The sequence below is a fragment of the Micromonospora humi genome (assembly GCF_900090105.1).
Taxonomy (GTDB): domain Bacteria; phylum Actinomycetota; class Actinomycetes; order Mycobacteriales; family Micromonosporaceae; genus Micromonospora; species Micromonospora humi.
In genome coordinates this window covers 44,744-63,625 of the sequence record NZ_FMDM01000003.1, presented here as the reverse complement: position 1 = coordinate 63,625, position 18,882 = coordinate 44,744, and the positions used below count along the sequence as shown (strand labels likewise).

Below are 18,882 nucleotides of genomic sequence, written 5' to 3'. Positions count from 1 at the left end.
GTCGGCCGGCTACTCGGACTTGACCAGCCGCAGCGCGAGTTCGGGGCAGACCTTGACCGCCTTGAGCGCGCCCTCGCGCAGCCAGGTCGGCACCGGGGTGGGCGGGAAGGCCGGGTAGCCGTTGCCGTCGAGCCGGATGAAGTCCGGCACCACGTGCGCGCAGAGCCCGTGCCCGTCGCAGCGGGACCAGTCCAGGGTAAGTTTCTGCGGGTTGCCGTCGGGCGCTCCGGGCAGGCCCATCACGCCCTTGACCCGTTTGCCGCAGCCCTCCCCGGTGGCGTGCAGCCGCAGGTCGTCGGCGAACACCTCCATGGCGGACAGCGCGAACCGGGCGGTGCCGTCGGGGTGGCTGCACGCGCCGCGCCCCTTCACGTCACCGGCCGCGGCCCGGACCAGTTCGATCGGCGCGCTGCCGGAGACCGCGAGGTCGACGGAGCGGGCCAGGTCGGGCAGGCCCATCTTGCACGGCCCGCACTGCCCGGCGGACTCGCCGGCCAGGTAGCGGACCACCTGGGCGGCCTCGCCGAGCGGGCAGGTGTCGACGCCGAGCGGCACGATGATGCCGGCGCCGAGCGTGCCGCCGACGGCGGTGAGCCCCCGGCGGGAGACCTCGGCCCGCGCCGCCGCCTCGGCGGTGATCCACTTGCCGTGGTAGCCGCCCATCAGGATGCCCGGACCCGGGGGCACCTCGCACAGGTCGAGGATCTCCCGCAGCGGGGTGCCGGCGGCGCACTCCACCACGGCCGGCCGCTTCGCCGACCCGGTGACGGTGAGCAGCACCGTGCCCGGCTCGTCGTCGGTGCCGAGCGCCGCGTACTCGTACGGGCCGATCCGGGCGGCGATGGCGAGCTGGGCGTACGTCTCGGCGTTGGAGAGCAGGGTGGGCAGCCCGTTGACGCCGGAGTCGCTGGAGCGCTTCTTGGTGCCGGGCGGGATGTGCGGCAGGCCGTTGATGCCGTTGACCAGCGCGCCGCCCTCACCGGAGATGAACCGGTGCGGCACGGTGACGATGGTGGTCGGCACCGGCATCCGCCGTTCCTGCAACGCCTCGGTGAGCGAGGGCCGGCCCACGTCGTCGTCGGCCACCCCGATCACGATCTCCTCGGCGTCCAACGCGAACGCGGCCAGCGCGGCGCCGTCCAGGATGAGGTGCGGGGCCCGGGTGAGCAGCACCTTGTCCTTCCAGCTGGCCGGCTCCCCCTCGGTGGCGTTGACGACCACCACGGCGGCGAGGTCCTGCCGCTCGCAGGACTCCAGCACCGCGCGCAGCTTGCGGGCGAACGGGAAGCCGGCGCCGCCCTTGCCCTTGAGGTCGATCGCCTCGGCGAGCCGCAGCAGCGCGGCCGGCTCCATCGGACCGATCGGGCCGTGCACCTCCTCGTGGGCGAGCAGGTCGAGCCGGCCGAACTCGGAGAAGCCGGCGGTCAGGCGGGGCTCCCCGACGCAGGCGACCGGCGGGACGGTCGTCCGCATCACCGGGCCTCACCCCGCAGCCCGGCCCAGTACGCGCCGTCGACCGCGTCCGCGTCGGCCTTCTTGCGCCGGCCGGAGCGGGTCTCCTTGGTGGCGCGCATGGCCCGGCGGGAGGCGAGGTCGACGAGCGTCGGGGTGTCGTCGACGAACGCGTCGTCGTCGGCGGCGTAGCGGGCCGGCGGGCGCCAGTAGTCCGGCTCCTCCGGCACGTCCTCGTCGTCGCGGTAACGCCGGCCGGTCCCGCTGAGCGGCTCGGCCGAGATCGGACCGGCGGAGATCGGGCCCGCGGAGATCGGCTCGCCGGCCCAGCGGCGCGGGCTGTCCCACGGCTCCTCCGCATCGTCCGTCGGACGCGGCGGGGCCGAGTAGCGGGCCACCTCGGCCGGGGTGGCGTAGCGACCGCTGTCCGGCGGGGCGGAGTGGCGGCCACCGGTGTCCGGCGGGGCGGAGTGCCGGCCACCGCTCTCCGGCGGCGCGGAGTACTGCGCGGCGACCTCCTCCTCGACCCGGGACCGGCGGCTGACCCGCTCCTCGGTGTCGCGGCGACGACGGCGGGGCCGCTCCTCGACCTGCTCCATCTCCTCGGTGTTGCGCCGGACGGCGGGCACCCGCTCGGAGTCCCGGCTGCGGCGCACCGGCTCGCGCTCCTCGTCGCGGCGGCGTGCGGTGCGCCGCGCGGCCGGGACCTCCTGGGTCCGGGCGCGGCGTTCCGGCTCGGCCGGCTCCTCGGTGCGCCGCCGGGCGGCGGCCGCACGGACCGGCTCGCGCAGCGACCCGGGCTCCGGCACCACCGGTACGGCGAACCGCTCGGGGTCGCGCCGCCGGGCGGTGCCGGCCGGCGCGGTCCAGGTGGCGGTGGCCTCGGCCCAGCGGCCCTTGCCGGCGCCGCTCTCCTCCTTGCCGGCGGTCTTCTTGCTCTTCAGGGCAGCGAACACGCCGGTGCGCTCCTCGCCCTTGCCGGCCATCGCCTTGTTCAGCGCGACGGCCTGGTGCTGCTCGCGGCTGCGCTTGCCGAGGTGGACGGAGACGCGCACCAGCAGCGCCACCACCACGAGCAGCACGCAGGCGAGGTAGCTGAGCACCACCCAGCCCGCCGCCGCCCGACCGGCGTTGAGGCCGTGGAAGAGCGCGAACGGCCAGGAGACGTAGGCCATCGAGTGCAGCGAGCGCCAGAACCATTTGGGGCCGACGCCGGCGAACCGGACCCGGACCAGGCCGGTCCAGAGCACGCCGACCATGAGCAGCGCCGCGACGGTGCCCAGCCCGACGTAGAGGCCGTTGCCGCCGACGAACGGCACCACCACGTCGGTCGGTCCGGCCCGGCCGATCGCGATCTTGGTGATGACGTGGAAGACCAGCCCGACCACGCCGAGCACGCCGGTGGCCCGGTGCGCCGACTGGAGCAGCACCCGGTGCCGGATGAGCAGCACCAGCCGATCCGTGGCGAGCAGCCCCAGCATCACGGTGAGGCTGAGCGAGACCAGGGTGACCACCCCGGCGAAGAACTCGGTGAAGAAGAAGCCGTACGAGTACATGGCGCCGCCGGCGCCGGCCAGTTCCGCACCCGCCCACGCGAGGCCGAGCACGGAGGTGGCGAGTGCCACCATCGCGGACTTCGACATGGTCCGGACACCACGGCTGCTGGTGGTGGTCCGGACGGTCGTCGCCTTCTCGTTCTGCTGTGCCCGGGCCATCTGCTCCTCGATCGTCTCGCGGCGGCGCCCCCACCGGCCGACCCTGCTCCCACCTCAGGTACGGAGCGACGGCCCGGACGGATCACCTCCGGTGGCGAATTTCTCGACCGGATCCTCGAACCGTCCCGACCGGACGCGCGTGTAGCGCCGTACGCAACGACGGATGCCCATGCGTTGACATTTCTTGCAACATGCTCGTAACCTTGCGGAAAATTTCAATGCCGGCTGCAAGAAGCCGGCACCGACGCCCTCCCCAGGCTCCACTCCCACTCCCCCGCACCCCCGTAGGAGTCCTGATGCATCGACGCCGATGCCGCGCGACCGGGCTCGCCGTGGCCCTCGCCGCGAGCCTGCTCGTCCCGACCACCGTGGCGGCACCCCCGGCCGCCGCCGCCCCCGCCGGCGGCAAGAAGGTCATCGTCCAGCTCTTCGAGTGGAACTGGACCTCGGTGGCCAGCGAGTGCACCAGCACGCTCGGCCCCAAGGGCTACGGCTACGTCCAGGTGTCCCCGCCGCAGGAGCACGTCAACAGCAGCCCGTGGTGGGTGTCCTACCAGCCGGTCAGCTACCGGATCGAGTCCCGCAAGGGCACCCGCGCCCAGTTCCAGTCCATGGTGAACACCTGCCACAACGCCGGCGTCAAGGTGATCGTCGACGCCGTGGTCAACCACATGTCCGGCCAGGAGAACGGCGGCACCGGGTGGGCCGGCACGTCGTACGGGCACTACAACTACCCGGGCACCTACTCGGCGCAGGACTTCCACTACTGCGGGCGCAACGGCAACAACGACATCGCCAACTACAACGACCGGTACGAGGTGCAGAACTGCGAGCTGGTCAACCTCGCCGACCTGAAGACCGAGTCGGACTACGTCCGCACCAAGCTGGCCGGGTACCTCAACGACCTGCTCTCGCTCGGCGTGGACGGGTTCCGGCTGGACGGCAGCAAGCACATGCCGGCCGCCGACATCGCGGCGATCAAGGCCAAGCTGTCCCGCCCGGCCTACCTGGTGCAGGAGGTCATCTACGGCGCGGGTGAGCCGGTCCAGCCGACCGAGTACACCGGCAACGGCGACGTGCACGAGTTCCGGTACGGCAAGGACCTGGCCCGGATGTTCAACAGCGAGCGGCTCGCGTACCTGAAGAACTTCGGCGAGTCCTGGGGCTACCTGCCGAGCGGTTCGGCGGTGGTCTTCACCGACAACCACGACACCCAGCGCGACGGCGGCGTGCTCACCTACCGCGACCGCGGCGAGTACGCCCTGGCCAACGCGTTCATGCTGGCCTGGCCCTACGGCACCCCGGCGGTGATGTCGAGCTTCACGTTCGGCAACAAGGACCAGGGCCCGCCGTCGGACGGCAGCAACCGGATCACCAACACCACCTGCTACTCCGGCTGGGAGTGCGAGCACCGCTGGCCGGTGATCGCCAACATGGTCGGCTTCCGCAACGCCACCGAGGGCGCGGCGGTCGCCAACTGGTACGACAACGGCTACCAGCACATCGCGTTCAGCCGGGCCGGCAAGGGCTACCTGACGGTCAACGACGAGGACTCCGCGGTGAGCGGCCGGTCCTACTACACCGGACTGCCGGCCGGGCGCTACTGCGACGTCATGCACGGCACGTTCAGCAACGGCTCGTGCAGCGGCCCGGTGGTCACGGTGGACTCCTCGGGTTGGTTCGCCGCGACCGTCAACGCGCACGACGGGATCGCCATCCACGTCGGAGCGAAGGTGAGCTGACCTCGCCGTGGTCGGAAGCCCCCGTGCCGCAGTTCGCGGCGCGGGGGCTTTTTCGTGGGATAGAGTCCCTTTCGTGCCTTTCGACCAGATCACCGGGCGGCGGATACCCGGCTGGCTGTTCGCCGCGCTCGGCGTGCCGCTGCTGCTGGCCACCGCGCTGCTGGTCGGCCGCGCGCTGACCGGTGCCCCGGCACCCGCGCCGGTCGTCGCCGCGCCCGCCACCGCCACGTCGTCGCCCCGGGGCCCGTCCGTGACGGAGTCCGTCCCGCCCGCCGCGCCCGCGCCGGCCACCCTGCCGGTGATCACCTACGACCCGGCGCCCACCGGCTTCCCCGCCGACCCGGCCCCGGCCGACACCCGACCGCTGGGCGAGGGCGCACGCCCGAACGGGAGGGTCGCCGCGTACGACGCGCCCGGTGGCCGCCCGCTGGCGTTCCTCGCCCCGACCATCAGCGACGTCCGGCTCACCATGCCGATCGTGGAACGCCGGGCCGGCTGGACCGCCGTGCTGCTCCCGTCAGCCAACCGCACCATCGCCTGGCTGCCGGCCGGCGGCTGGACCACCGTGGTGCTGCGCGACCAGATCGTGGTGGAACGCCGCACCCACCGGCTCACCTGGCTCCGCGACGGGCGCGCGGTCCACACCTGGCCGGTCAGTCTCGGCATGGCCGGCCAGCTCACCCCGCTCGGCCGCACGTTCGTCCTCGGCCGGACACCGCCCCCGCAGGACGTCTACGGCGGTGTCGACATCTTCGCGCTCGGCGCGATCCCCGACGACCCGGACGCGGTGCCGACCGGCCTGCGCGGCGCCCACATCGGACTGCACACCTGGTACAACGACGACACGCTCGGCGAGAACGTCACCAACGGCTGCATCCGGCTGACCCGTTCCGCCCAGCGCCAACTCCTCGCCGCCCTGGCCCCCGGCACCAGTCTCGTCGTCGTCGACCGCCGCCCCTGACAGCCCGCTCGCCCGCCCGCCCGTGTTAGGCGGGGGCCCCGTTTAACGCTCGCGTGTTAAGCGGGGCCCCCGCCTCTACCGAATGCGTTAAGCGGGGCCCCCTCCTTCTACCCCAGCAGCCAGCCGTTGGTCTCGGCCAGGCGGACCGCGTCGGCGCGGTTGCGGGCGCCGGTCTTGCCGATCGCCGACGAGAGGTGGTTGCGGACCGTGCCCTCGGAGAGGTGCAGCGTCGCGGCCAGCTCCGCCACCGTGCCGCCGCCCCGGGCCGTCCGCAGCACCTCGGTCTCCCGCTCGGTCAACGGGCTCGACCCGGTGGCGAGCGTCTCGGCGGCCAACGTCGGGTCGACCACCCGCAGGCCGGCGTGCACCCGGCGGACCGCGTCGGCGAGCTGGCGGGCCGGGGTGTCCTTGACCACGAAGCCGTTCGCGCCCGCCTCCATCGCCCGACGCAGATAGCCGGGCCGGCCGAACGTGGTCACCACCAGCACCCGGCAGCCGGGCAGCGCGGACCGGAGCGCGGCCGCCGCGGCCACCCCGTCCATCCCCGGCATCTCCACGTCGAGCAGCGCCACGTCGGGCCGGGTGCGCAGCGCCGCCGGCACCACCTCGTCACCGCGACTCACCTCCGCCACCACGGTCAGGTCCGGCTCCAGCGACAGCAGCGCGGCCAGCGCGCCCCGGACCAGCGCCTGGTCGTCGGCGAGCAGCAACCTGATCGGCTCGGTCACCCGTGGGCCCTCCCGTTCGTCTCCGGCACCGTGACCCGGAGCAGGAAACCGCGTCCCCCGGGCGCCCGGGCCACCGTCACCGTCGCGTCCAACCGGTCGGCGCGCTCGCGCAGCCCGACCAGCCCGTGCCCGGCGCCCGCCGGTTCGCCGGCCGGCCCCCGGCCGTCGTCGCCCACCTCGACCGCCGCCGGGTCGACCCGGATCACGCAGCGCCGCGCGCCGCTGTGCCGCACCACGTTGGTCACCCCCTCGCGGACCGCCCAGCCGAACAGCTCGTCCCGGTCCGTCGGCAGCTCCGGCACCGTCTCCGGCAGCTCCGCGACGATGCCCGCCGCGGCCAGCGCCGACCGGGCGCCGGCCAGTTCGGAGGCCAGATCCACCCCGCGGTACGCCCCGACGGTGCCTCGCACGTCGGCCAACGCCTCCCGGGCCAGCCGCTCCACGTCGGCGATCTCCACGGCCGCGCGGGCCGGGTCCAGCTCCAGCAGCCGGCCGGCCAGCTCGGCCTTGACCGCCACCACGGTGAGCGAGTGCCCGAGGATGTCGTGCAGGTCCCGGGCGGTGCGGGCACGTTCCTCGGCCACCGCGAGCCGGTGGATCTCCTGCTGCGCGGCCTGGAGTTCGCCGTTGCGCTGGGCCAGCCGGCTCACCCCGAACATGGCGAACGAGGCGAGCAGCACCGCGAACACGACGGTGCTCTCCGACTCCCAGCCGGGGACGAGGCGCGACGTCACCGGCGGGGTCACCGCGGCCAGCACCACCACGACCAGGGACTCGACCGACGGCAGCAGGAACACCGCGGCGGCGGCCACGAAGACCAGTGTGGCCAGCCAGTCGCCGTCGGTGCCCGGGATGCCGGCCAGGCCGAGCGCGAGCAGCAGCGCGATCAGCAGTCGGGCCCGGCCGGCCGGGATCGGGAGGTGTCGTTGCCGGCGACTCCGACCCCATTCGAAGATCAGCACGTACGCCACGGCGAACGCGAGCACCGCGCCGAGGCCGAGCAGGCGTCGCCACAGCTCCGGCTGGTGCAGCGCGGTGACGAACGGGATGTTGAGGAAGAAGAGCCAGACCGCCGCCAGCAGCCAGCCGGTGAACCGCCAGTGGCGGCGGTTCACCGGCCGGGCCGGGGCGGTCGGCGACGTCACGCCCACCACGCTAGTGCCCGCCGCCCCGGTCAGACCCGGGTGGTGTCGCGGCGGAACAGGCGGGCCGCGCCCAGACCGAAGAAGGCGGTCCAGGCGGCGACGTTGGCGACCGCCGCCCAGTCCACCCCGGTGCCGGTCAGCGGCGCGCGAGCGAGCTGACCGACCCCGTACACCGGGGTGAACTTGGCGATCTGCTGCATCACGTCGGGCAGCAGATCGAGAGGAACGAACAGACCGCCCAGCATGGCCAGGATGGCCAGCGCCGGGCCCATGAACTGCATGACGTTCTCGGCCGGGGCCAGGTAGCCGACGAACAGGCCGAACGCGGCGAAGACCAGCGAGCCGATCCAGGCGGTCAGGCCGGACTCCAGCCAGACGTGGGCCGGCAGCCGGACCCCGGAGGCGGCGCCGACGGCGAACTCGACGAGCACGCCGAGCAGGCCCAGCACCATGGCGGTGGCCACCTTCGTCGCCACGTACGCGGCGGGCCGCAACGGGGTGAGCCGCAACTGCCGGCTCCAGCCCAACGCGCGTTCGGTGGCCACCGCCGCGCCGGCGCTGGTGGTGGCGACCATCGCGGCGTACACGGCCAGGCTGATCATGATCCAGCCGGTGACCGGCAGGCCGTTGTCCAGCCTCTCGCCGCGCGACGGCAGTCCGAAGAGGAGGAAGAACACCGCCGGCATGACCAGGATGAACATCAGCGTGCGGCGGTTGCGCAGCACGCGGCGGATCTCGATGGCGAGCACGCCTGCGGAGAAGCCGCCGAGGGCCGGCGGCCGGCGGTCGGCCCGGCGCGGGTCGGTGGTGGTGTCGGGCGAGGTGGTTGCGGTCATGGCGAGGCTCCCGGGCAGGTCAGGCGGCGGTCAGGGCGAGGAACGCGTCCTCGAGGTTGCGCGAGGTGATCTCCAGATCCCGGGCGTCGGTCCGGGTCAGCAGGTGCCGGGCGACGACGTCGGAGTCCTCGCTGTGCACGAGGATCGCGTCGCCGCGTACCTCGACCGAGCGGACCCCGGGCAGCGCGGCGAGCGCGGCCTGGTCGGCGCCGGGCAGGGTGGCCCGCACGACCCGGCCGGCGGCCAGGTTCTTGATCTCCGCGGTGGTCCCGTCGGCGACCACCCGGCCCTGCCGGACCAGCACGATCCGGTCCGCGTACGCGTCGGCCTCGTCCAGGTAGTGGGTGGCGAACAGGACGGTCCGGCCGGATCGGGCGTCGGCGCGGATGGCCTGCCAGAAGTCGCGCCGGCCCTCGACGTCCATGCCGGTGGTCGGCTCGTCGAGCACCATCAGGTCCGGGTCGGGCAGCAGCGCGAGGGCGAACCGCAGCCGCTGCTGCTGGCCGCCGGAGCACTTGCCCACCGGCCGGTCGGCGATCTCGGCGATGCCGGCGCGCTCCAGCACCTCGGCCACCGGCCGAGTGTGGCCGTAGAAGTGCGCGGTCATCCGTACCGTCTCGGCGACCGTGAGGTCCTTGAGCAGGCCGCCGGTCTGCATCACGGCGGCGACCCGGCCGTGCCGGACGGCGTCGGTCGGGGTGCCGCCGAAGAGCCGGACCGTGCCGGCGTCCGGCCGGGCCAGGCCGAGCAGCATGTCCACCGTGGTGGTCTTGCCGGCGCCGTTGGGGCCGAGGAAGGCGACCACCTCACCGGGGGTGATCCGCAGGCTGAGCCCGTCGACGGCGGTCACCGGGCCGTAGGTCTTGGTGAGTCCGGCCAGTTCGACGGCCGGTGCGGTGTCGGTCATGCCAACGATGCTCCGCCGGACGGCGTCCTGGGCCTTGGCGCGGCCGTCACCTTCCGCCCGTGACATTTGTCAGTGCTGTATATCTCTGGCGGGCGAAGTTGATATCATCATCTCGGTCGCAAGTCGGACGAGGAGGCCCCGGTGTCCCGCACGATCCTTGACGTGGACGATGAGCTCCTGGCAGAGGCTGCCGAAATCCTCGGCACCGGCACCAAGAAGGCCACCGTCAACGCAGCTTTGCAAGCCGTGGTCAGTCGGGAAAAGCGTCGGGAGTTCGCCGACTGGCTCAAGAGCGGCGGTCTGCCGGATCTCACCGACCCGCAGCCGGCGTCCAAGCCCGAAGCGGCATGACCCGCGAGCGCTATCTCCTCGACAAGTCGGCGTTGGCGAGGTGGCCGAAGGCTGCCGTGGCACCTGTCCTCGACGAGTTGTCCGACCGAGGATTGTTGGCGGTGTGCGGCGCGGTCGAGATCGAGGTCGTGCACAGCGCGCGCTCGGCCCGGGACGCACAGCGGGTCCGGTGGCTGCTTCGCGGCTTCGACTGGCTGTCCATGCCGGACGAGGTCTGGGATCGAGCAATCGATGTGCAGGTGAAAGCGCTGCACAAGGGCAACCACCGCGCGCTTTCGATGGCCGACCTGCTGATCGCAGCAACCGCCGAACGGCATGACGCAACGGTGCTGCACTACGACGGAGACTTCGACCTGATCACGGCGATCACGGGCCAACCCACCACCTGGGTGGTTCCTCCCGGCGCCGCCGACTGACCGGTGGTGCCCGGACAGCCGTCCTGCGTCCAGGCGCGGCCGATTGGCGCGAGGAGAACCAGTTAAGCGGGGGCCCTTCCTCTACCGAATCCGTTAACAGGGGCCCCTTCCTTACACATCATCGCGGGCGCGGCGGGGCAGCAGGAACGCGCCGACGACGGTGACCAGCACCAGGCCCAGCTCCGCGACGAGGGTGACCCGCACGGCGTGCCCGACGCCACCCGACGCGGCGTCGAAGAAGACGGTCCCGAGAAGCGCCACGCCGAGCGCGCCGCCGAGCTGCTGGACGGCGGTGAGGGTGCCGGAGGCCGAGCCGGTCTCCTCCTCGTCCACCCCGGAGAGCACGATGTCGAAGAAGGGCGCCATCACCAGACCCATCCCGAGGCCGACCGCCAGCAGCGCGGGCGCCAGCCGCCACGGGGTGACGTCGTCCCCGGTCAGGCGCAGGGTGAGCAGCATCCCGGCGACGCCGGCCAGCACCACCCCGAGCCCGAGGTGGATCAGCCGCCGGCCGAGGCGTCGGGCCAGGCCGGCGCCGGCCAGCACGAACGCGAGCACCATGCCGAGCGCCTGCGGCACCGAGGCCAGGCCGGTGCGCAGCGGTGACCAGCCCAGGCCGAGCTGGAGATAGAGGCTGAACACGAGCGAGAAGCCGGTGAGCGCGGTGAAGAAGGCCAGGCCGGCGATCAGGCCGCCGGTGAACGCGCGGCGGCGGAACAGCGTGGGTACGACCAGCGGGTCGCGGCCCGCTCGTTGGCGGGTCACCTCGTACCGGGCGAAGATCGCGAAGACCAGCGCCGCGCCGACCGGCATGGCCAGCGTCCACCAGGGCCAGCCCAGCTCGCGGCCCTGCACCAGCGGGTAGACGAGGAGGACCGCGCCAAGCGAGACGAGCGAGACGCCGGGCAGGTCGAGCCGGGCCACCCGGGCGGCCCGGGACTCGGGCAGGAAGCAGACCGCGCCGAACGCGGCGAGCAGGCCGAGCGGCACGTTGATCAGGAAGATGGCCCGCCAGCCGGTGCCGGCCAGGTCGGCGTCGACGAGCCAACCGGCCAGGATCGGGCCGCCGACGGCGGACAGGCCCATCACCGGCCCGAACGTGCCGAACGCGGCGGCGAGTTCGCCCGTCGAGAACATCTCCTTGATCAGGCCGAGTCCCTGCGGAAGGAGCAGCGCGCCGAAGAGGCCCTGCACGACGCGGGCGGTGATCAGCGTGCCCGGGCCGGCGGCGAGCGCGCACAGGGCCGAGGCGGCGGTGAAGCCGAGTACGCCGACAAGGAACATCCGCCGTCGGCCGTGAAGGTCGCCGAGCCGGCCGCCGGTGACCAGGCCGACGGCCATGGCCAGGGTGTAGCCGGCGCCGAGCCACTGGATGAGGGCGGCCGACCCGCCGAGGTCGGCCCGGATCGCCGGGCCGGCGAGGTTGGTGACCAGCACGTCCAGCAGGTCCATCACCTCGGCGCTGAGGATGACCGCGAGCGCGATCCAGCGCCAGCGGTGGCCGGCGGTGGACGGGCCGGTACGCGCCGGCCGCACGGTGGCAGTGGTCATGGTTCCCCCGATCTCGAACGGCGTTCGTTGTCGAACACCGTTCTAGCAACGAGCGACGTTCGTGGCAAGTACGATGTTCGGGACCCGACCGATGGAGGCGTCAGTGAGCGACCAACCCGCCCCGCCGTGGCGCACCCGCGCCCGAAGTCGGCCGGCCCCCCGCCAGCCGCTCAGCCAGCAGGCGGTGGTGGACGCCGCGCTCGCGCTGGTCAACCGGGAGGGGTTGGGCGCGCTGAGCATGCGACGGGTCGCCCAGGAGCTGGGCACCGGGCCGGCGTCGCTCTACGCCCACGTCTCCGGCAAGGAGGAACTGCTCGAACTGCTTGTCGACCGGGCCAGCGCCGACATCGTCGTGCCGGCACCGGACCCGACCCGGTGGGCCGAGCAGATCCGCGAGGTGGCCTGGGCGGCCTACCGGGTCTACGCCACCCACACCAACCTGGCGCTCGCCTCGCTCGCCACCATCCCCACCGGCCCCAACGCGCTACGCGTCACCGAGGGGATGCTGGAGATCCTGCTCGCCGGCGGCGTACCGCCCCAGCGGGCGGCCTGGTTCCTCGACCGGCTCTTCCTCTACATCGCCGGCGACGCCTACGAGGGCGCGCTGTACGCGGAGAAGGCCCGCGCCGCCGGCCAGGACCCGAAGACCTGGTGGGCGAACCTGCACCGGCAACTCCGGGCGTACTACCAGGGCCTGCCGGCGTCGACCTACCCGCGCATTTTGGGCCACCTGGACGAGCTGATGGAAGGCGGCGGCGACGAGCGCTTCGGTTTCGGCCTGGACCTGCTGATCGACGGGCTGGCCGCGAAGGCGCCGGCCGGGAGTGAGGGTCGCCCGGCCGGGTAAGCCGCGGTATGGGGGTACCGACCGGACGCGTCGACACAATCGTGCTCATCCACGGGCTCTGGATGACCTCCCGGAGCTGGGAGCGCTGGGCCGACCGCTACGCGGCGCGCGGCTTTCGGGTGCTCACCCCGGCCTGGCCCGGCATGGACCGCGAGCCGGCCGAGCTACGGGCCGACCCGACGCCGATCGCCGGCCAACGGATCGCCGACATCGTCGAGCACTACGCGGCGATCATCCGGGAGCTGCCCCGGCCGCCGATCGTGATGGGGCACTCGTTCGGCGGTCTGGTCGCCCAACTGTTGCTGGACCGCCGGCTCGGCGCCGCCGTCGTCGGCGTGCACCCCGCGCCGGTGAAGGGCGTGCTCAAGCTGCCGCTGAGCACGCTGCGCTCCGGGTTCTCCATCCTGCACAACCCGGCCAACCGGCACCGCGCGGTGCCGTTCACCGCCGAGGACTTCCGGTACGCCTTCGGCAACACGCTCACCCGCGCCGAGTCCGACGCCGCCTGGGAGCGGTACGCCGTGCCCGGCGCCGGTCACGTGCTGTTCGAGGGCTCGTTCGCCAACCTCGACCCGAACGCCGCCACCGAGATCGACCGCAAGCGCGCCGACCGCGCCCCGCTGCTGATCACCGCCGGCGGCGAGGACCACGTGATCCCGCCGTCGCTCGCCACCAGCCTGGCCAACCTCTACCGCAGCTCGACCGCGATCACCGGCTACCGGGAGTTCCCCGGCCGGTCGCACTTCGTCGGCGGCGAGCCGGGCTGGGAGGAGGAGGCCGACTTCGCGCTGGAGTGGGCCGTCGAGGCGGCCAACGAATTCTCCCCCACCGTGGTCAGCGAGGCGCCTCGACGACATCGCGCCGGGTAGCGGTCACCCGGTGACCGCCATCCCCGGCACGCTCAGGGCATGAGTCTTGATCGCTCGGGGTCCAGGATCGACCACCTCAACATCGCCGTGCCCGACCTCGCCACCGCCGTGGCCTTCTACGAGCCGGTGCTGGCCAGCATCGGGATCACCAAGATGCTGGAAATCCCGCCGAACGCCACCCCGAACCAGCCGACCGCCATGACCGGCTTCGGCCTGGCCGGCGTCAAGCCGTACTTCTGGCTCATCGACGGCGGCACGGTCGGCACGAACATGCACCTGGCCTTCACCGTCGACACCCGCGACGACGTCGCCACGTTCCACCGCGCCGCGCTCGACGCCGGGGCCGAGTCACTGCTGTCGCCCGCCGTGCACCCCGAATATCACGACGACTACTACGGCGCGTTCGTGCGGGACCCGCACGGCATCAACCTGGAGGCGGTCTGCCACCGCGGCTAGCGGCACCCTCTCGACCGGTGTGGGGGTGGTGGCGGTGGGTATGGGGGAATGATGAGGGCGAGTTTCCGGCTCGGAAAGGTCGCGGGCGTACCTGTCGGCGTCAACTGGAGTGTCCTGGTCATCTTCGTGCTGATCGCGTGGACGCTGTCGGCGAGCCTGTTCCCGCGCTCGTACCCCGGTCATTCCACGATCGCCTACCTCGCGGCCGGCCTGGCCGCGGCGGTGGTCTTCTTCCTCGGCCTGCTCGCCCACGAGGTGTCCCACGCGGTGGTGGCCAAGCGCAACGGCATCGAGGTCGAGGGGATCACGCTCTGGCTCTTCGGCGGCGTCGCCGAGCTGAAGGGCGAGGCGAAGGACCCCGGTGCCGAGCTGCGGATCGCCGGGGTGGGCCCGCTGGTCAGCCTGGTCATCGGCGTGGTGTTCGGCGCGATCGCGGTGGCCGTGGCGGTGGCCGGCGGGCACGGGCTGCTGCTCGGCGCGCTGTCCTGGCTGGCCGGCATCAACGTGCTGCTGGCGCTCTTCAACATCCTGCCGGCGGCGCCGCTGGACGGCGGGCGGCTGCTGCGCGCGGCGGTGTGGAAGGCGACCGGCGACCGGACCCGCGCGTCGGTGGTGGCCGCCGGCGCCGGCCGGGTGCTGGGCATCGTGCTGATCGGCCTCGGGCTGTGGCGGTTCCTCAGCGGGGCCGGGTTCGGCGGGCTCTGGCTGGCGCTGATCGGCTGGTTCCTGATCGGCGCCGCCGGGCAGGAGGAGCGGCAGGCCCGGATGGGCGACGCGCTGCGCGGGATCCGGGTCGGCGACGTGATGACGCCGCAGCCGCAGACCGCGTCCGGCGACCTGACCGTGGCCGACTTCGTCGACCACTACCTTTTCGCGTACCGGCACTCCGCCCTGCCGCTGACCGAGAACGACCGGCCGGTCGGCCTGGTCACGCTCGACCGGGTACGCGGCGTCGCGGCGGACCGCCGCCCGTCGACCACCCTGGCCGAGGTGTCCTGCCGGGCCGACGAGCTGGTGCTGGCCCGCCCGGACGAGCAGCTCACCGAGCTGCTCCCCCGGCTCAACGAGTGCACCGACGGCCGGGCGCTGGTGGTGGTCGACGGCCGGCTGGTCGGGATCGTCTCGCCCAGCGACATCAGCCGCGCGGTGCAGCGCGGCAGCCTGCGCGGGACGACCGGTCAGTCGCGGGGGAAGTAGCGGTCCATCTCCGCGGTGCGGAACTTCCCGGCCGGGTCGAACTCGCGCAGCAGGGCGGCGAAGTCGGCGTGCCGGGGGTACGCGGCGGCCGGGTCCCGCTCGAACAGCTTGCCCCAGTGCGGGCGGGGCGCGAACGGGGCGAGCCGCTGCTCCACCTCGGCCAGGACCGGCGCCACCGCCACCGGGTCGCCGATCCAGGTGAAGTGCACCGCCAGCGTGTCCCGGCGGTAGTTGGGGCTCAGCCACAGCTCGTCGGCGGCCACCGTACGCAGCTCGCAGATCTGGAGCACGGCGGCGATCCGCTCGGCGACCGGGTCGAGGGCGGCGAGCGCCGCCGCCGCGTCGGCGCGGGCCACGTGCCACTCGGACTGCAACTCGTCGCCGCTGCTGGGGGTGAAGCCGAGCCGGAAGTGCGGCAGCCGCTCGTGCCACGGCCCGGGTTCGCCGAGCTGGGCGGTGCAGTGCTCCGGCGACATGCCCGGCACCGGGTGCTGCGGCGTCTCGGCGGCCACCGTGTCCAGCCAGTCGGCGGCCGGCGGCGGCTGGTCGGCGTCCTGCTTGATCCACACCTGGTCGAGGCGCTCCGACCGCCAGTCGGTGAAGACGCTGACGCTGTACGCGGCGCCGAGCGCCTCCGCCAGGGCTTCCCGGGGCAGGCCGAGCCGGACGTACTGCCGCAGCGGGAACGTGGGGACCACGTCGAGCGTGAGCCGGGTGACCACGCCCAGCCCGCCGAGGTTGACCACCAGTCCGGCGAACCGGCTGTCGGTGCGGTCGACGGCGAGCACGTCGCCGTCGGCGGTGACCAGTTCCAGGGCGGCCACGGCGGCGGCCAGGTTGCGGTTGGCGACGCCGGAGCCGTGGGTGGCGGTGGCGACCGAGCCGGCCACCGAGATGTGTGGCAGCGAGGCGAGGTTCGCCAGCGCGTACCCCTGGGCCTGGAGCGCGGTGGCCAGGTCGCCGTAGCGCACGCCGGCGGCGACCGAGACGGCGCTCCGGTCGGGGTCGATCTCGACGGTGGGTGGCAGCCCGGCGAGCGCGATCTGGGCGCCCGGGGTGTCGCCGAGCCGGTTGAACGAGTGACCGGTGCCGACGGCCCGGACCCGGTCCGCGCCGGCGACCAGCCGGCGCAGTTCGTCCAGGGAGGTCGGCCGGTGCCGGGTCCGGGCCGACCAGCGGACGTTGCCGGCCCAGTTGGTGTCGGTCATGCGCTGCATCATCCGCCATCGCGCGCGGGCAGGGTTGCTCCGGGGTCGCAGCGGGAATCCTGGCGGGATGAGCAGTTACCGCGACCCGAGCCTCCACGGTGACGTGTACCCGTCGGAGGAGGAGATCGACCCGACCGGCGTCGGGCCGGACCTGACCGCTCCGGTGCCGGCTCCCACCCCGGAACCCGAGCCCGCCCCGGCGCCCCACCCGGGGCCGCCACCGCGCGACGGGCAGGCCCGGTCGATCGTGACCCGGCACCTGGACGGTTCCGTCGAGGTGGTGACCGACCTGGACGGCGACGGCGTGGCCGACGTGGTGCAGGTCGACATCGACGGCGACGGCATCCCGGACGTGATGTACCTGGACAGCGACCGGGACGGCCGACTCGACACCGTGCGGCGGGCGACCGCGGGCTGACCAGTCGGCCGCCGTCACAGTCGGTGACGGCCGTCAGCGGCTGCCTGGTCGAAACGGTTATACCTCTCGGGCATAATTATGCCTCTGAGGTATACCGCATTCAACCGATGCCTTCTCGACGGAGGCGGGGGGACGAGCCGTTCAGAGCCGCGGCATCACCTCGGCGGCGACCAGCTCCAGGTGGTCCAGGTCGGCCAGGTCGAGCACCTGGAGGTAGACCCGGCCGGCGCCGGCCTCGGCGTACCGGCCGAGCGTCTCCACCACCTCGGCCGGTGTGCCGGCGGCGCCGTTCGCGCGCAGCTCGGCGGGCTCCCGGCCGATCGCCGCGGCGCGGCGGGCCACCTCGGCGTCGTCACGCCCGCAGCAGAGCACCAGCGCGTTGGACCAGGTCATGGTGGAGGGGTCCCGACCGATCTCGGCACAGGCGTCCCGCACGCGCCGGAACTGCGCCGTGGTGTCGTCGACCGAGGCGAACGGCAGGTTGAACTCGTCGGCGTACCGGGCGGCGAGCCGGGGCGTGCGCTTCGGGCCCATGCCGCCGAGCAGGATCGGCGGGTGGGGGCGCTGCACCGGTTTGGGCAGTGCCGGCGAGTCACTGACCGGGTAGTGCTTGCCGGGGAAGTCGAACGTGGCGCCGGCCGGGGTGGACCAGAGCCCGGTGATGACCGCGAGCTGCTCCTCCAGCCGGTCGAACCGCTCCCCCAGCGGCGGGAACGGGATGCCGTAGGCGGCGTGCTCCTCGGCGTACCAGCCGGTGCCGATGCCCAGCTCGACCCGGCCGCCGCTCATCTGGTCGACCTGCGCCACGGTGATGGCGAGCGGGCCGGGGAGACGGAACGTGGCGGCGCTCATCAGCGTGCCGAGCCGGATCCGGGTGGTGTCGCGGGCCAGGCCGGCGAGCGTGGTCCAGGCGTCCGTGGGGCCGGGGTCGCCGCTCACCGAACCCATCTTCAGGTAGTGGTCGGAGCGGAAGAACGCGGCGAAGCCGGTCTCCTCGGCGCGACGCGCCACGGCGAGCAGTTGGTCGTAGCTGGCGCCCTGCTGGGGTTCGGTGAAGATCCGCAGTTCCATGACCCCGAGCATAGGAGCGGTCAGCCCAGGTGCGGCGCGACCTCCCGGGCGAACAGCCGCATCGGCGCGAGGTCGGTCGGCTCGTGGAAGTAGAGGATGAAGTACTCCATCCCCGCCTCGACCAGCCGGCCGAAGACGTCGACCAGCTCGGCCGGGGTGCCGACGGCGCTGCCGGCGGCGGTCGCCGCCCGGTCCCGTCCGGCCAGCCGGGCCGTCACCTCGGCGTCCGTCGCGCCGGTGAAGACGGAGAACGACGCCGTCTTCAGGATCGTGTCGGGGTCGCGGCCGAGGTCGGCGCAGTGCCCGGCGAGCACGTCCAGCTTGTGCCGGTAGAACGCCGGGTCGGTGTGGTCGGTCAGGTTGCAGGCGTCCGCGTACCGGGCCACCGTCCGCAGCGTGCGCTTCTCGCCGCTGCCGCCGACGAGCAGCGGTACGGGTGACGCGGTCGCCCCGGTCGGCACGTTCTGCGCCTCGCGTACCCCGTGGTGCCGGCCCTCGACGGTGCTGACCGGCCGGCGCAGCATGGCGGTGACCACGGCGGCGGCCTCGTCGAGCCGGGTCAGCCGCTCCCCCGTCGACGGGTACGGCTGCGGGAAGCCGTAGGCGTCGTACTCGCGCTGGTCCCAGCCGGCGCCGAGGCCGAGGAAGGCCCGGCCGGCGCTGGCCACGTCGAGGGTGGCGGCCATCTTGGCCAGCAGTGCCGGGTTGCGGAAGCCGTTGCAGGTGACGATCTGGCCGAGCCGCACCCGGTGGGTCTCCCGGGCGATCGCGGCGAGGCTGGTCCAGCACTCGAACGTGGTCTCCGGCTCACCGGAGACGGCCTGCACGTGGTCGTAGAGCCAGACCGAGTCGCCGCCCAGTTCGTCGGCCTCCCGGGCCACCGCGACCATGGCCTCGAACGCCGCGACCGGGTCGGTCAGGTGGGTGAGGTCGGACCGCCAGCCCTGGGGCAGCACGACGCCCCACCGAATTGTCATGCCCCGAGCATAGGGACAGGTCATATGCCTTGACC

The 18,882-nt window shown here is 73.3% G+C and carries 19 protein-coding genes; 9 read left to right on the top strand and 10 right to left on the bottom strand.

Translation table 11 applies throughout. The features are described 5' to 3' along the window. Nucleotides 1-9 precede the first annotated feature (9 nt). Nucleotides 10-1,476 carry an NADH-quinone oxidoreductase subunit NuoF family protein gene (locus GA0070213_RS06240; RefSeq protein ID WP_091058830.1) on the bottom strand — a complete coding sequence of 489 codons (1,467 nt, stop codon included), beginning with the start codon at nucleotides 1,474-1,476 and terminating at the stop codon, nucleotides 10-12. Beyond that, nucleotides 1,473-3,167 carry a ferric reductase-like transmembrane domain-containing protein gene (locus GA0070213_RS06235; RefSeq protein WP_091058827.1) on the bottom strand — a complete coding sequence of 565 codons (1,695 nt, stop codon included), beginning with the start codon at nucleotides 3,165-3,167 and terminating at the stop codon, nucleotides 1,473-1,475. Before GA0070213_RS06235 ends, GA0070213_RS06240 begins: the two co-directional genes overlap by 4 nt. A 296-nt stretch (nucleotides 3,168-3,463) precedes the next feature. Between GA0070213_RS06235 and GA0070213_RS06230 the strand changes: the two genes are divergently transcribed. Both GA0070213_RS06230 and GA0070213_RS06225 read left to right on the top strand, forming a co-directional pair. Continuing rightward, nucleotides 3,464-4,909, top strand: a complete 1,446-nt coding sequence (locus GA0070213_RS06230) for an alpha-amylase (protein ID WP_091058824.1) — start codon at nucleotides 3,464-3,466, stop codon at nucleotides 4,907-4,909. Between the two features lie 73 nt (nucleotides 4,910-4,982). Continuing rightward, nucleotides 4,983-5,870: a L,D-transpeptidase gene (locus tag GA0070213_RS06225; protein WP_091058821.1), complete on the top strand. Its 888-nt coding sequence runs from the start codon at nucleotides 4,983-4,985 to the stop codon at nucleotides 5,868-5,870. Between the two features lie 107 nt (nucleotides 5,871-5,977). Here the strand turns inward: GA0070213_RS06225 and GA0070213_RS06220 are convergent, their stop codons facing one another. Genes GA0070213_RS06220 through GA0070213_RS06205 form a run of 4 tightly spaced genes read right to left on the bottom strand, consistent with a single transcriptional unit; the run spans nucleotide 5,978 to nucleotide 9,486 of the window. Continuing rightward, nucleotides 5,978-6,598: a response regulator transcription factor gene (locus tag GA0070213_RS06220; protein WP_091058819.1), complete on the bottom strand. Its 621-nt coding sequence runs from the start codon at nucleotides 6,596-6,598 to the stop codon at nucleotides 5,978-5,980. After that, nucleotides 6,595-7,743, bottom strand: coding sequence for a sensor histidine kinase (locus GA0070213_RS06215; RefSeq protein WP_139128630.1), 1,149 nt, complete (start codon nucleotides 7,741-7,743; stop codon nucleotides 6,595-6,597). The genes GA0070213_RS06220 and GA0070213_RS06215 overlap by 4 nt, the downstream gene beginning before the upstream one ends. A gap of 29 nt (nucleotides 7,744-7,772) precedes the next feature. Beyond that, nucleotides 7,773-8,579, bottom strand: coding sequence for an ABC transporter permease (locus tag GA0070213_RS06210; protein WP_091058813.1), 807 nt, complete (start codon nucleotides 8,577-8,579; stop codon nucleotides 7,773-7,775). A gap of 19 nt (nucleotides 8,580-8,598) precedes the next feature. Further along, on the bottom strand, nucleotides 8,599-9,486 hold the full coding sequence (locus GA0070213_RS06205) for an ABC transporter ATP-binding protein (protein ID WP_091058810.1): 888 nt from the start codon (nucleotides 9,484-9,486) through the stop codon (nucleotides 8,599-8,601). 141 nt (nucleotides 9,487-9,627) lie between these two features. Between GA0070213_RS06205 and GA0070213_RS06200 the strand changes: the two genes are divergently transcribed. Both GA0070213_RS06200 and GA0070213_RS06195 read left to right on the top strand, forming a co-directional pair. Next, complete coding sequence (locus GA0070213_RS06200) at nucleotides 9,628-9,837, top strand: type II toxin-antitoxin system VapB family antitoxin (RefSeq protein WP_091058807.1); 210 nt, start codon at nucleotides 9,628-9,630, stop codon at nucleotides 9,835-9,837. Next, on the top strand, nucleotides 9,834-10,253 hold the full coding sequence (locus GA0070213_RS06195; protein WP_091058803.1) for a PIN domain nuclease: 420 nt from the start codon (nucleotides 9,834-9,836) through the stop codon (nucleotides 10,251-10,253). The genes GA0070213_RS06200 and GA0070213_RS06195 overlap by 4 nt, the downstream gene beginning before the upstream one ends. A gap of 111 nt (nucleotides 10,254-10,364) precedes the next feature. Here GA0070213_RS06195 and GA0070213_RS06190 read toward each other — a convergent pair whose 3' ends face one another. After that, nucleotides 10,365-11,804: an MFS transporter gene (locus GA0070213_RS06190; protein ID WP_091058800.1), complete on the bottom strand. Its 1,440-nt coding sequence runs from the start codon at nucleotides 11,802-11,804 to the stop codon at nucleotides 10,365-10,367. Nucleotides 11,805-11,907: 103 nt separating this feature from the next. Here GA0070213_RS06190 and GA0070213_RS06185 point away from each other — a divergent pair, with 103 nt between their 5' ends. The 4 genes from GA0070213_RS06185 to GA0070213_RS06170 are packed head-to-tail and all read left to right on the top strand — an operon-like array spanning nucleotide 11,908 to nucleotide 15,173. Next, on the top strand, nucleotides 11,908-12,651 hold the full coding sequence (locus tag GA0070213_RS06185) for a TetR/AcrR family transcriptional regulator (RefSeq protein ID WP_091058797.1): 744 nt from the start codon (nucleotides 11,908-11,910) through the stop codon (nucleotides 12,649-12,651). An 8-nt stretch (nucleotides 12,652-12,659) separates the two neighbouring features. Further along, entirely contained in the window at nucleotides 12,660-13,520 is an 861-nt protein-coding gene (locus tag GA0070213_RS06180; RefSeq protein ID WP_091058795.1) for an alpha/beta hydrolase, read from the top strand. Nucleotides 13,521-13,559: 39 nt separating this feature from the next. Continuing rightward, complete coding sequence (locus tag GA0070213_RS06175; protein ID WP_091058792.1) at nucleotides 13,560-13,976, top strand: VOC family protein; 417 nt, start codon at nucleotides 13,560-13,562, stop codon at nucleotides 13,974-13,976. Between the two features lie 51 nt (nucleotides 13,977-14,027). Further along, a complete protein-coding gene (locus tag GA0070213_RS06170) occupies nucleotides 14,028-15,173 on the top strand; it encodes a site-2 protease family protein (protein WP_091060046.1) in 1,146 nt (381 codons plus the stop codon). On the opposite strand, the gene GA0070213_RS06165 is transcribed toward GA0070213_RS06170, so the two are convergent. Next, nucleotides 15,155-16,381, bottom strand: coding sequence for an FAD-binding protein (locus tag GA0070213_RS06165; RefSeq protein WP_091058788.1), 1,227 nt, complete (start codon nucleotides 16,379-16,381; stop codon nucleotides 15,155-15,157). The two genes, GA0070213_RS06170 and GA0070213_RS06165, sit on opposite strands and share 19 nt — an antisense overlap. 67 nt (nucleotides 16,382-16,448) lie before the next feature. Here GA0070213_RS06165 and GA0070213_RS06160 point away from each other — a divergent pair, with 67 nt between their 5' ends. Next, on the top strand, nucleotides 16,449-16,799 hold the full coding sequence (locus GA0070213_RS06160; RefSeq protein ID WP_091058785.1) for a hypothetical protein: 351 nt from the start codon (nucleotides 16,449-16,451) through the stop codon (nucleotides 16,797-16,799). A gap of 141 nt (nucleotides 16,800-16,940) precedes the next feature. Here GA0070213_RS06160 and GA0070213_RS06155 read toward each other — a convergent pair whose 3' ends face one another. Together GA0070213_RS06155 and GA0070213_RS06150 are read right to left on the bottom strand one after the other, a co-directional pair. Next, nucleotides 16,941-17,870 carry an LLM class F420-dependent oxidoreductase gene (locus tag GA0070213_RS06155; RefSeq protein WP_091060042.1) on the bottom strand — a complete coding sequence of 310 codons (930 nt, stop codon included), beginning with the start codon at nucleotides 17,868-17,870 and terminating at the stop codon, nucleotides 16,941-16,943. A gap of 20 nt (nucleotides 17,871-17,890) precedes the next feature. Continuing rightward, on the bottom strand, nucleotides 17,891-18,847 hold the full coding sequence (locus tag GA0070213_RS06150; RefSeq protein ID WP_217628591.1) for a TIGR03560 family F420-dependent LLM class oxidoreductase: 957 nt from the start codon (nucleotides 18,845-18,847) through the stop codon (nucleotides 17,891-17,893). Nucleotides 18,848-18,882 lie beyond the last annotated feature (35 nt).